Source organism: Pseudomonas sp. GW822-FHT01E03 (assembly GCF_058802985.1).
This window is the reverse complement of record NZ_JBXAOQ010000022.1, coordinates 1-12,649: the sequence shown is the minus strand read 5'-3', so window position 1 is coordinate 12,649 and position 12,649 is coordinate 1. Positions and strand designations below refer to the sequence as shown.

At 59.0% G+C, this 12,649-nt stretch carries 9 protein-coding genes and 1 pseudogene; 4 read left to right on the top strand and 6 right to left on the bottom strand.

Annotated features, from left to right (window positions below; genetic code table 11):
* Positions 1 to 44 precede the first annotated feature (44 nt).
* The gene (locus AC1RP7_RS27040; RefSeq protein WP_218496324.1) at positions 45 to 1,175 is read left to right on the top strand and encodes a DmpA family aminopeptidase; all 1,131 of its coding nucleotides are present in this window, start codon (positions 45 to 47) and stop codon (positions 1,173 to 1,175) included.
* 318 nt (positions 1,176 to 1,493) lie between these two features.
* Here the strand turns inward: AC1RP7_RS27040 and AC1RP7_RS27035 are convergent, their stop codons facing one another.
* Positions 1,494 to 2,216, bottom strand: coding sequence for a GNAT family N-acetyltransferase (locus tag AC1RP7_RS27035; RefSeq protein ID WP_493183220.1), 723 nt, complete (start codon positions 2,214 to 2,216; stop codon positions 1,494 to 1,496).
* A 475-nt stretch (positions 2,217 to 2,691) separates the two neighbouring features.
* Between AC1RP7_RS27035 and AC1RP7_RS27030 the strand changes: the two genes are divergently transcribed.
* Positions 2,692 to 6,081: an Ig-like domain-containing protein gene (locus AC1RP7_RS27030; RefSeq protein ID WP_493184008.1), complete on the top strand. Its 3,390-nt coding sequence runs from the start codon at positions 2,692 to 2,694 to the stop codon at positions 6,079 to 6,081.
* A 337-nt stretch (positions 6,082 to 6,418) separates the two neighbouring features.
* Here the strand turns inward: AC1RP7_RS27030 and AC1RP7_RS27025 are convergent, their stop codons facing one another.
* The 3 genes from AC1RP7_RS27025 to AC1RP7_RS27015 all read right to left on the bottom strand — a co-directional run bounded on the left by AC1RP7_RS27025 (position 6,419) and on the right by AC1RP7_RS27015 (position 9,268).
* Positions 6,419 to 6,988: a YceI family protein gene (locus AC1RP7_RS27025; RefSeq protein WP_057714253.1), complete on the bottom strand. Its 570-nt coding sequence runs from the start codon at positions 6,986 to 6,988 to the stop codon at positions 6,419 to 6,421.
* 137 nt (positions 6,989 to 7,125) lie between these two features.
* Entirely contained in the window at positions 7,126 to 7,797 is a 672-nt protein-coding gene (locus tag AC1RP7_RS27020) for a phosphoribosyltransferase (protein ID WP_154862422.1), read from the bottom strand.
* 115 nt (positions 7,798 to 7,912) lie between these two features.
* A complete protein-coding gene (locus tag AC1RP7_RS27015; protein ID WP_493180793.1) occupies positions 7,913 to 9,268 on the bottom strand; it encodes an MATE family efflux transporter in 1,356 nt (451 codons plus the stop codon).
* 296 nt (positions 9,269 to 9,564) lie between these two features.
* On the opposite strand from AC1RP7_RS27015, the gene AC1RP7_RS27010 reads away from it, so the two are divergent.
* Positions 9,565 to 9,837: a hypothetical protein gene (locus AC1RP7_RS27010; protein WP_493180792.1), complete on the top strand. Its 273-nt coding sequence runs from the start codon at positions 9,565 to 9,567 to the stop codon at positions 9,835 to 9,837.
* Between the two features lie 255 nt (positions 9,838 to 10,092).
* Here AC1RP7_RS27010 and AC1RP7_RS27005 read toward each other — a convergent pair whose 3' ends face one another.
* Both AC1RP7_RS27005 and AC1RP7_RS27000 read right to left on the bottom strand, forming a co-directional pair.
* Positions 10,093 to 10,365, bottom strand: a complete 273-nt coding sequence (locus AC1RP7_RS27005) for a hypothetical protein (protein WP_090456510.1) — start codon at positions 10,363 to 10,365, stop codon at positions 10,093 to 10,095.
* On the bottom strand, positions 10,365 to 12,140 hold the full coding sequence (locus AC1RP7_RS27000) for an S-type pyocin domain-containing protein (protein WP_493180791.1): 1,776 nt from the start codon (positions 12,138 to 12,140) through the stop codon (positions 10,365 to 10,367). Before AC1RP7_RS27000 ends, AC1RP7_RS27005 begins: the two co-directional genes overlap by 1 nt.
* Before the next feature lie 137 nt (positions 12,141 to 12,277).
* On the opposite strand from AC1RP7_RS27000, the pseudogene AC1RP7_RS26995 reads away from it, so the two are divergent.
* Positions 12,278 to 12,412: pseudogene (locus AC1RP7_RS26995) on the top strand (serine hydrolase); the annotation flags it as partial.
* Positions 12,413 to 12,649 lie beyond the last annotated feature (237 nt).

Genomic DNA, 12,649 nt, shown 5'->3' with positions numbered 1-12,649 from the left:
AACAAATATTCTTTTTTCTGCCACGAATCGAAGATGAGAAAACCATGAAACCACGCGCCCGCGACCTGAACATCCCGATCGGCCAACTGCAACCCGGTCCGCTCAATGCCATCACCGACGTCCCCGGCGTACGGGTCGGCCACAGCGACGTACGAGGCCGCACGGCCAATGGCTGCGACATCCTCACTGGCGTCACCGTCATCGAACCGCGCACCGGTTCCACCAGTCAGCAACCCTGCTTTGCCGGCGTGCATGTGCTCAACGGCAACGGCGATGCCACGGGGCTGGAGTGGATACGCGAGGCAGGCTTGCTGACCAGCCCCATCGCCTTCACCAACACCCACAGCCTGGGCGTGGTGCGCGACGCGCTGATCGTGCTCGACCGCGAGCAGCAGCCGGATGACGGGCGCCTCTACTGGAATATGCCAGTGGTGCTGGAAACCTTCGACGGCCTGCTCAACGACATCAACGGTTTTCACGTGAAACCTGAACACGTGGCCCAGGCCGTGCGTTCGGCGGCGGGCGGACCGGTGGCCGAAGGCAATGTCGGCGGTGGCAGCGGCATGATCTGCCACGAATTCAAGGGCGGCATCGGCACCGCGTCGCGCCGCTTGAACAGTGCCCAGGGCGGCTGGACGGTGGGGGCGATTGTCCAGGCCAACCACGGCATTCGCAATGAGTTGCGCGTCGATGGCTACCCGGTCGGGCGCTACATGGAACAGGTCGATTCGCCGTTCCTCAAGGCCTCGTTGCCCCATCCGGGCATGGGTTCGATCGTGGTCTGCCTGGCCACCGATGCGCCGTTGCTGCCGCACCAGTGCACACGCCTGGCCCAGCGCGCCAGCCTCGGCCTGGCCCGCACCGGCGGCGGCAATGAAGACCACAGCGGCGACATCTTCATCGCCTTCGCCACCGGTAACGATCACGTGCCACCGGCTGCCTACGAGAGCAAGAAAGCACCGACCACCCACAATCTGAGCATGGTCAACAACGACCACATCAGCGAGCTGTTCCTGGCCGCCACCGAAGCCGTGGAAGAAGCCATCATCAATGCTCTGCTCGCCGCCGACACCGCCGAAGGCAATGGGCATGGGGTGCCGGGGCTGGATGCCGAAACCTTGCTCAAGGCGTTGCGCCGCGCCGGCTGGCCGGGGGATGCGACTAGCGGTACTTGAGTGAAACACTCGGTCTTTTTAGGATGAACTTACGCAGCCGCTTGCTTGCGCAAGCCGCTGCGTAGGTGGTGAGTGAACTGAACCCCTACCAAGCTCACCACTTGTTTCATGCGCATCTTGAGCCTCACGGCTCCACTTCCTCCCCATCAAGAGCTTTGAGGCTCTTTTTTTACCTCTGCAAACCAACACTGTTCATTGTGGGAGCGAGCTTGCTCGCGATAGCGGTGGGGTCAGCCACAGTAAATGTCGACTGACCCGGCCTTATCGCGAGCAAGCTCGCTCCCACAGGGGGATTTGTGGGGGTTCAGGAGAGTGCGATCAGACCAGGCGCAACCGAGGGCCAGCGGCCGGCACCGCATCGTCACCCAACCGCCCCCGCACAAATGCCTGGGCCTTGCGCGTCAGCTGGTCCAGATGCCGGTCGCGCTGTTTTTCCGCGTCGGTCATGGCCCTCTTGCCATGCTTTTGCAGCAGGTAGGTATGAATCTGCCGCACTTCCAGCGAGCTGTAGATCGACGCCACATCCAGCAGCGCCATCAAGCCAGCGGTAGCGTGGTCGCGAGTGTTCATCAACACCTGGGTCGCACGCACGCCCACCACCCCAAAGCCCATCGCCTCGAAATACGGCACCTTGGCCACCGAGCAGGTCAACTCGGCATGGGGGTAGCGACCGACCATTTCCCGCAGCATCCGCCGGGCCACGCCCTGGCGCCGATACTCGGCCTGCACCGCCATGTACGCCACGCCGCAGGCCTCGGGGTCGTCCTGCACCGGCAGGTACAGCACAAAGCCCGTTACCTTTTGCGGGTCGTCTTCGTCCGTGGCGACGATCAACTCCACGGCAATGCCTTTTTCACCGTTCAGCGCTTCCAGATACAGGTGCACCTCATAGCCGATCGCGTATTGATAGAGGTTGTACAGCAGGTTGCTGGGCGGGATCGCGACCATGCTGATGTCGGTCAGGTTGTCGACCACCATCTGCAGGATCTGGCTATTGATGTGCTCGGGGCACGGGGTCTTGAAATGGCTGATCAGGGGCATTGCGGTGACAGGCTCCGGGAGGCAAGGGCCGCCTATCATAGCGCGCCCGGCACGTCCGGTCCGAAGGTGATGGACAGACATCCACCCTCCTTGAGCCATGCGCATCATTTTCAAGGCCGACAACAGTGAGTCCGGCACACATTGTGCTGGATGAACTTGCCTCTTCGCGATCAGGCCCGCTCCTTCAGGGGACAGCGGTATTGCCCACACCTCAATCTGCTGTGGGAGCTCGCCTGCTCGCGAAAGCGGTTACCACCACACCGACCTCGGGTATGAACGGGGGAGAACGGGTGGGTGAAAGCCCCCAACGTTGAGGATTCCCACCTACTGCGCCATCAGGACCAAAACCCAAACCGCCAGCCTTTTGATATCAAACAGGTTTTTGTTTCCCCCAAATTTCCCCGCGATTGGCGCACCTATTGCATCGAGCGTTTTTGCAAACGTCAGCCACACCGACGCGTCCCGAGGAAACAAGATGAAAAATAAAACTGACCTCAAATCGCTCGGCTTTTTCAGCAAACCGGGCATCGCCGCTGTGATGCTGATCAACGTCAGCCTCGGCATCGTCAATGCAGCACCGCTCGACGATGTCAGCCCGCCGCCGCCGACAGATCCGTCGGCGTATACCAACCCGCCGGCCGACCCCCAGGGCGCGCTGGATGCCATAGAGACCATGCCTCCCACCAACCAGGGCTCCTACGCCCTGCCCAATGGTGTGTACGGCACCCGCACCACGCCAACGACCGACAACGTGCTGCCGCCAGCCCTGCAGACATCCTTCAAAATCCCCACCAACGGCAAGCCCAGCCCGTTGTTCGGGGCCCAGCCGTATACTCAGCAACTGCTGCTGTTCGAAGAATTCGGCACGGAAAAACTCGACCCGACACTGCCGGCACCGCCCCTGACCTTCCCGGTTCCGATCGTCGGCCCGGCGCCCACGCAGGACCCGAACAACATCGCCCGCAGCGGCCCTTCGGCCGCGGCGCTGGAAGCCTTCATGCGCCAGCCGGGGCTGTACCCGTTTCCGGCGCAGTATTCCAACGTGCTGGACCGCAACCCGTGGAAAGCGCAGATCGAAGCCTTCCTCAACCGCCATCCGGTCGGCTCGCCGGCCGAAGGTCGTCCGCCAGGAAAAGGCTGGTCGCACCAGCGCTGGAACGAGTTCTACCCACAGGTCGCCTTCAAGACCGCTCAAGCCGGCGCCAAGCTCAACGGCGGCATGCGCGACCGCCGCCAGTTGCACAACTACGCCGTCGGTGAGTTCGGCCCGGGCGGGCTCTACAACCAGACCTCGGACACCCCGATCATTGCGGGCACCACCAAAGGCATCGACACCCGTTTTCACCCCAACATGCCGATTCAGAACCACAAGGCGCTCTGGACTTTCGACGGCACCTTTCCGCCAAAACTGCTGATGGTGCGGTACGGCCAACCGGTGCTGATGCGCCACTACAACGCCCTGCCGATCGATCCGTCGGCCAACATGGGGTTCGGCCTACACACCCTCAGCACCCACGAACACAACGGCCACGTCCCGGCGGAAAGTGACGGCTATTCCAATGCGTTTTTCTTTCCGGGGCAGTACTACGACTATCGCTGGCCGATCCAGCTGGCCGGTTACGACAGCATCAACACCAGCGCTCAGGATCCGCGCGCGGCGTTCCCCTGCGCCCCGGGTGAAACCCTGTATGTCAACGATGCCACGCCGGGCCTCAAGACCTGCAACAACGGCAGCATCAAGATCCGTGGCGACTGGCGCGAAGCCATGAGCACCCATTGGTTCCACGACCACATGCTCGATTTCACCGCGCAGAACGTCTACAAGGGCAACGCGGTGATGATGAACTACTACAGCGCCATGGATCGTGGCAACGAAGCGCTGCAAGACGGCGTCAATCTGCGCCTGCCCAGCGGTTCGGCGTTGCCCTGGGGCAACCGCGACTATGACGTCAACCTGATGATTGCCGACAAGGCCTGGGATACCAATGGCCAACTGTGGTTCAACCCGTTCAACACCGATGGTTTTCTCGGCGACCAGATCCTGGTCAACTGGCAGTACCAACCGCGCCTGAACGTGCGGGCGCGCAGCTATCGCTTCCGCATTCTCAATGGCTCGGTGTCGCGCTACTTCAAGATCGCGCTGGTGCGTGAGATCGTCGGCACCGGTGGCGAATTCCCCGGCCCGACAGGCTCCGGCCTGTCTTACACCCGCGTGCCGTTCCATATGATCGCCAACGACGGCAACCTCATGGAGCACGCCGTGCCGTTCGACGGCAGCATGGACCTGGACGCCGACGGCGATGTGCAGGACCACAACGCCATCCTGCCCACCCTGGCCATCGCCGAGCGTTACGACATCATCGTCAACTTCTCGAAATACGGGATCAAGACCGGCGACAAACTGTACTTCGTCAACCTGATGGAGCACCACGACGGCAAGGGGCCGGAGGTTGCATCGCAGAGCCTGGCCGATGTCTTGTCCGGCAGGTACAAGGCAGTGCTCAAGCTGGGCAGCAAAGGGCTGGAATGGGAGAACGGCGATCCGGTGGTGGGCAAGTTCATGCAGATGGTGGTGCAGACTTATGCCGGCCAGGACGTGAGCATGAACCCCGCCGACTACGAACCCGCCAAGCCGGGCAAGCCCGTGGGTAAAAGCATGATCCCGCTGACCCTTAACCGCGACGATCCGACGGTGCAGGCCAAACTGAAACTGGCGCGCCATCGCGAGTTCATCTTCGGCCGCTCCGACGGCACCGACGAAGAACCCTGGACCATCAAGACCGACGGCGGTTTCGGCTACCAGATGGACCCTCGGATCATCAGCGCCGCTCCGCAACTGGCTACCGGCCCGACCGCTGCCGGGTTCTCCGGCGACGGCACCCTGGAAGTGTGGAAAATCATCAACGGCGGCAACGGCTGGAGCCACCCGGTGCACGTGCACTTTGAAGAAGGCATCGTCCTCAAGCGCGACGGCAAGGCACCGCCGGAATGGGAAAAATGGGCGCGCAAGGACGTCTATCGGGTTGGTGCAGAAGTCGACAGTTCGGTGGACGTGGAGATAGCGATCCGCTTCCGCGAATTCGCCGGGACCTACATGGAGCACTGCCACAACACCCAGCACGAGGATACCTCCATGCTGCTGCGCTGGGATGTCGAGAATCCGGGCCAGTTCCAGTTGATGCCAACGCCCCTGCCCGGCTGGGACGGCGTCACCTACGTCAATTCCGCCGCGCTGCCGACCTTCCGCACTGGCGATAAACGTGTCGAGGACCCCGACAACCAAAAACCGGTCGCCAACGCCGACAGCGCCATCAGTAACACCGGCCAACCGGTGATCATCAACGTCCTGGCCAACGACAGCGACCCTGACGGTAACGTGCCACTTAAAGTGGTAGGTCTGGAGCAACCGGACTCAGGCAAGGGCGTGGTCAGCACCGATGGTCTGCGTGTGACCTACACACCACCGGCCACGGTCCCCGCGCCGTTCACCGCGACCTTTACCTATAGGGCCGCCGATGCCAAGGGCGCCGAGTCGGCGCCGGCGACGGTGTCCGTGGCGGTCTCGGCACCTATCAACGAGAGCCTGATCGTCACCAGCGCCACCGTCACCGCCCGCAGCAACAGCCGCTGGTATTGGGTCCTGTCCGGCACCACCTCCCGTGGCACGGGCAATACCATCACGGCAACGGCCACCACCACAACCGGTACGGTGAACCTTGGCGCCGCCGTCCTGACGCAGACACCGACAGGCGCGCGCTGGAACATAGCGGTGACAACCGCCGGCAGCGGCCCCTCGCCTAGCCCGACGGCGACCATCAAATCGGCCTTCGGCAAAACCGTGACGGTGCCGATAAAGGCGAACTAGAGCGGATTGATCGACGCCCGGCCCATGCAATGTGGATCGGGCGTTTTTCTTTTGTGCAGCGTGCGGTGGGACCTAGGTGGGTTTTGTTGACTGTCCGCTCTATCCGCAAAGTGCCTGATGGATCTCAGCCTTTGTATTGACTGTTACACCGCCATCGCGGGCAAGCCCGCTCCCACAGGGGGGGCTGCGTCGAGCATAATTTACAGGCTCGCTGAAGACCCTTGTGGGAGCGGGCTTGCCCGCGATGGCGGCACCTCGGTCTATCAGACAAACCACATTCCATCCCCCTGGCAGCATGGTCACATGATTGGCCGACGAACTATCGATGGGGTCCCAGTCACCGCTGCGGCGCCACCATCCGGAAGCGGATATTGATCTCGTTGGACACCACACTGTCCGCCCACTCGCCCTCGCCGATCTTGAAGTCGTCACGCTTGAGCACCAGTTGGCCCTCGAAGATGCCGATGGCGCTCTCGGATTTGAGCAGCACCGGTACACTCACTTCTCGAGTAAGCCCCCGCAGGGAAAGTTTGCCGGTGATGGTGTAGCGGTTATTGCCCAGGGCCTTGATGGACGTCGACTCGAAGGTCGCCACCGGATAAGTCGCCGTGTCGAACCACGCCGGTTTTTGCAGCTCGGTGTTGGCGTCGCTGCTGCCGGCGTCGATGCTGTTCAGGTCGATGGTCAGCGCGGCATGGGCGGCGCCGGGGTTATCGGTGTCGAAGTCCAGTTTGGCCTTGAACTTGCCAAAGGTGCCGTAGGCTCTCGACCCCATCTGCTCATAGGTGAAGCTCAAGGTACTGGCCCTGGCGTTCACATCCTTGTATTCCACGGCTCCAGCAAACGGCACCAGGCCGAACACCAACGTGCCGGCCAGAGCGACGCAACGCGTGGATCGAAGGTTCATGACGCTCTCCGGGAGGGCTCCCGTCCTGAGTTGGCGTGCCGCACAAGTCGGGTCGTATCAGATGGACTAAAGCAAACAACCGGGGTTTATTCCACCTCACCCGTTGATTTGCGACCACCTGCCGCTGGCCGCCAGCGCTACCCGCACTCCCCGCGTTGCCACGCCCGCCGCAACAGGTCGATCACCTCGGCATCCGAGGTTTGGGAAAAATTCATATACCAATGACCAATCGACGTGAACCACTCGGGCATCAGCGGACAGATCAACTCATCCACCTCGCTGCGCAGCGCCTCCACCGTTTCGATCGGCGCCACCGGCACCGCCACCACGATGCGTGATGGCGCCTGCGCCCGCAGCGCCTGGATCGCCGCCCTCATCGAAGCCCCGGTGGCCAGGCCGTCATCGATCAGGATCACCACCTGATCCTTGAGCTGCACCGCCGGCCGCGTGCCTCGGTAGACCTGCTCGCGGCGTAGCAACTCGCGGCTTTCCCGTTCGACCACGGCGTCGAAAGCGGCGCGATCAATCGGGTGCACCCGCAGCGCCTCTTCATTACGAATCTGGATACCACCGCTGGCAATCGCGCCCATGGCGTACTCCGGGTGGGAAGGCACGCCGAGCTTGCGCACCAGCATCAGGTCCAGGCGAACCTTCAGCGCCGTGGCCACCTCATAAGCTACCGGCACGCCGCCACGGGGCAAGGCCAGAACGATGACGTCGGGGCGATTGGCGTAAGGCAGCAACGGCTCAATCAAACGCCGCCCGGCTGCTGGTCGGTCTTGCAGGATGGAATGGGACAAGGGGCTCATTTGAAAACCTCCCCAGGCGATGGCGCCTGTCTTTTTCAGTCACACCGTCCTTTTGTGGCGAGGGGCTTTGTGGCAAGGGACCAGTGAACAGCATGCCCCTCCCGCAGCGTTCCGCCTACACCAACCGCTCAATCTTCTGATGCTGCCACACCAGTTTGTAATACAGCGTCTGCAACACCAGCATCCCCAGATACGCCACCGGAAACGCCATCCACACCCCTTGCAATCCAAACTTCGCATCCAGCAGATACGCCGCCGGCAACTGCACGCCCACCACGCACACAATGGAAATCGCCACCGGTACCATCACCGCACCGCTGGCGCGCATGATGCCGCCGATAATCGCCTGGAAACCAAACACCAGCAGGCTCCAGAGCATGATGTGCAACAAGTGCTCGGCCATGCCAAGTGTCGCCTCCTCAGTGAGGAACGACGCCAGCAACCAGCTCGACAACAAGTACCCGAGCACCACCAGACCACCGGTCAAACACACGTTGATCATCAACCCGGTCTTCAGGATCGGCCCGATGCGTTCGATGCGCCCCGCCCCGATCGCCTGGGCCCCAAGGATCGACGCGGTGATCGCAATCGACAGCGCCGGGAACTGCACGTAATTGACGATCTGCGTCACCGCGCCATACGCCGCCGTCGCCTGGGACCCGTGCTGGTTCACCAGCGCCAGAATCACCAACTCCGACAGCGACAACACCACCATCTGCAACCCGGTGGGCAAACCGATGCGCAGCACCTTGCCGAGGATCGCCACGTCCAGCTTCATCGCCGCAAAGAACTCGCGATCCGGCGCCAGCGGATGGCCCTTGCCGATCAAGCGCCATGCCAGCAACCCCATCGCCACCAGGTTACCCACCAACCCGGCAATCGCCGCACTCTGAATCCCCATCGGCGCAAAACCCAGCCACCCGCGAATCAACGCAGGCGTCAGCGCCAGTCCCACACAGGTCGACACCACCAGCGCCAACAACGGCGACAACGTATCGCTCACCCCACGCAACAACTGCGTGAACAACACGAACACCAACAGCGACGGCATGATCCACAACATCACATGGGCATACGCCACCGCATCGTCCAGCACATCCGCCGGCGTCCCCAACCCCACCAGCGCCGACCGCGCAAACACACTCCCCACCACCGCCGCCACCAACCCGATCAACACCCCCAACAACAACGTCGCCCCGGCAATCGCCTTCACCAGATGCGTCTCCCGCGCCCCCCACGCCTGCCCGATCAACACCCCCGCGCCCGCGCCGAGGCCGATCACCAGAGCGATGAAGAAAAACACGATGGGGAACATCCCCGACACCGCCGCCAGGGCCTGGGTGCCGAGCATCTGGCCGATGTAGATGCTGTTGACCGTGCCGGACATGGATTGCAGGAAGTTCGACAGGACCATGGGGGCGAGGAACAGCAGGTAGGTTTTCCAGAGGGGGCGTTGGGGTTGGGTTTGCATTCGGGAAGGTCCATCTCGACGGCCGGAGCGATGAATAAGGATAGCGTGGGTGGCTGAATCCAAGGGGCCGTGAACATCTCAGGTCTGTGTTTATATTTCCAGCGACGTGAGGTGAAAGGTCTGAAGTTTCATCATCAAAGGTCCTACACAAAGCTCGGAATCCCTCACCTTCCCGCGCTGATCTCATGGGGCTTATAGTCGGCGCCGTCGCCCAAATGGCGATTCGGGTTTGGCGACCTGACAATAGAGAATGACCGACTGACGGCCTTGAGCCCAACAAACAGAGATCATTCAAAATGAATCGATACATGCCCCTCACCGGAATCGACCTGGTTCCGGCTTCCCTGCTCATTGATACCGAAGCGCCGCTCGACGTGCTGCAAGCCGTGGCGGATTACCGGATTCGTGCGGTTACGCAGGTGTTGGAGAATATTGCCTACAGGGCTGAGATTGGTTGCGACACGGTGGTGCTTTCCGACTTTTCTAAACTACTGGCCATTCCGTTGAGAGATGGTTGTGATTTGATGGATGTGATTGGTCGGCGGTTGCGGGCGCAGGCGACGGAGTGAATGGACGGGCGCTGAAGGTGCCCGTTTTATTGCTGGTCCAGAAAGGGTTACCCGTCAGCCTTGATTTGAGACCGCGAAAAACCAATTAGGCGAAGATACTCAAAAATGCCCGTAACAAAGAGAAGAGCCGCTGCGGCAGCGGCTCAAGCTGGGAACCTTCGATGATTTAAACGACTGGACAAGGGAACCGGACGACCACGAAATGATGGCTACTGTCACCGTTCTCTGGCACCTGCGTTCAGGCACTTGGTGCTGTCAATCAAAGGTATATTTTCCCTCGAGCATGAATGCCGGCTCTCTCCAGTTGGGCCCTCTCACAACTCCGGTCCCACTGTATTTGATAAAACCGGCATCACTCATTTTCTTGACAAGGTTCAATAGCCCTAAGTTGTTCTCCACATGCGCCCAGTTAGCCAGATTATAAAGGCCGTCAAGCCCAGGTAAAGAAATGCCTAATTCATTTTTGGTAAGAAATAGAATTACCTCTTCAGGTTTTTCGTTAAGCACGATAGTTGCAATGACGCTCATTATTTCACCCCTCCAAGTTCCTTGTACTCTCGTTCACTTTGTTCTCGATACGCCTCTATAGCATCAGGCGTATAGAGTAGTTCAAAAGCATCTTTGACTTTGTAGTCCTCCAGAGTCGCGGCGTGAGCATTGTTCCAAATAACACCTTCGTCACTCGGATCTACACCGTCAACCACACCTAATGCTCTGAAACGTTCCAGCTCTCTGATTTCATGAGTATAGAAGCGTTTGTCCACATCTGTGATTACCAATTCACCCATTAGAATTTTTTTCAAGCGATCAACCATGATGGCATTGGCATCCGAGGGCCTGAAACGTCCCGTATGCAATTTGACCAGGTCAATACCCGCTTGAGTCACGGTAGCACTTGCCCAATCGAGATCGAGGATTGGGCCTCCAGCTTTGGCGGGATTGAAAAATCGACCGCTGTATTTCCCCCTTGTGGTTGCTCCTTCATAAGGACTATTAAAAACAACGTAGATTGGCGGCAGGCCGCTTTCAATCGGAAAACAGTAAATGCAATCCCTGAAATCGGGTAATTCGGACGCGGGTAAGGTTTCAGGCTGCACAAGCAATGGCGACAGAGTAACTCCAGTGTAAGTCGGTACATGCGCAGGTCGGGCAGGCGAAGTTGTCGAGTTGCTTCCCAAGTGAATAATGGGAAAACTGAGGATATTGGGCGGTGTATCGTTTGACGTGAAACTGTAGCTGCTGGTCGTTGGATCGAACACCAATGCTCGCACTGGCACTTTTGCCGAAACACTCCCCCCAGCCGGGGTTGCAACAAGTGTGTATCGGTTAAGGTCGCCAAAAATCCGAAAAGGAAGATTAATGGTTCCTTCGGCAGCGGCGATCTCATTCAGGTTTGACGGCAGTTTTGGTAAAAAAGTGGTACCAGGTAATTTGAGAGCGGTTTCAGGAAAGCGTTCGCCGTTAGCAAGTGCAGGTGAATAGAACAAGGCCCCGATCCCAACAGCGGTGGCCCGACTGATTAGTGCTTCCCCCAACCCTGCCAACAACTTTATGCCTTTATCGATTACCAACCCGAAGGTCCAACCGTCGGTGAAATGGATTGCAATGGCACCCGCCACAGTTCCTGCCTCTTCGCCATGACCAATGGGCAACCTGTAGGTGTAAGCGACTTCGCCCCTTGCCAAGGCGCGACGGATTTCAGCGTCTGCAGCTGCGGAAGCGTCCTCCAAAATGCGAACGGCCTCGATTAGAATTCGTTTAACGTAGGCGGCAGTTAGTGATAACAGGAATTCTTCATAAAAACTTAGTCGTACTTCATCATCATCATATTCTGACTGCACATTACCTGCCCAAATCCGGGCAATTGTTTCTCTGTCTAGCGACAATGCGTCCACGCCAAAATACAATATTGCATCGCTCCAACTTCCGTGCATTGTAACCCTTTGCAAAAGCTCAACGATGACCACTTTCTTTTTTAAGGCAGCTTCCAGCGCATTTAACTTTTTGGAGTCAATGCCTGCGACTATGCACTTCTCTAGATAACCTCGAATATTCGGTGCACCACCCGAAAAAGCATTCGTTATCTGATCGTGCACCGAAAGAAATATCGCCACTAATTGTTGGTATTCGTTTCCGGTATTTTTGACGCCCTCAATACTATACGGCGTAGTAACCGCCGGGACAGCCCCATCCCAAAACAAAATACTATCGAAGCTTGAAGGAAAAACTGAGGCTTCCGCAGCTTGAACCGGCAGAGACCCAGACGTTATTGAAAGTGAATCATGATTAACTGTTTTTTTCATATAGCACTCCATGCACAATATTAACTCCATCAAATAGACAGAACAAAAGCTATGCCGCAATTACCTAGCAACTTCAACATCTCAACATTTACTAGATACGTCGCGCACGAAAAATTACATCAGACCCAAACAACCTTGTTTACCGTATCTGCAACGGCGACGCATCGGCTTGTTGCGCTGCTTTTGAGGCGGGCGCAAGTGAAGGTGCCGTCGAAGCACACGTTGTTGGACAGCTGATACAAGTCCTGCGGCAAGGGGCTGAAGGCGTCTAAGTCCTTCTTGCGGCAGCTTCATGATTCTTCGGAGACCGCGTTGGGTCGTTTACTGCCCTTCACGACAGGCAGCAACCGGACAAAAGCAGACGATTACGACTGGATTTTTACTCCGCCTCAGTGATGAAAAAAGGCGCCTATTCGGCCAATGCCTGTCAGTTAAGCCCCGGACATTGTGGGAGCGAGCTTGCTCGCGATAGCGGACCGTCAGTCACCCCTTGTGTGACTGTCCAACCG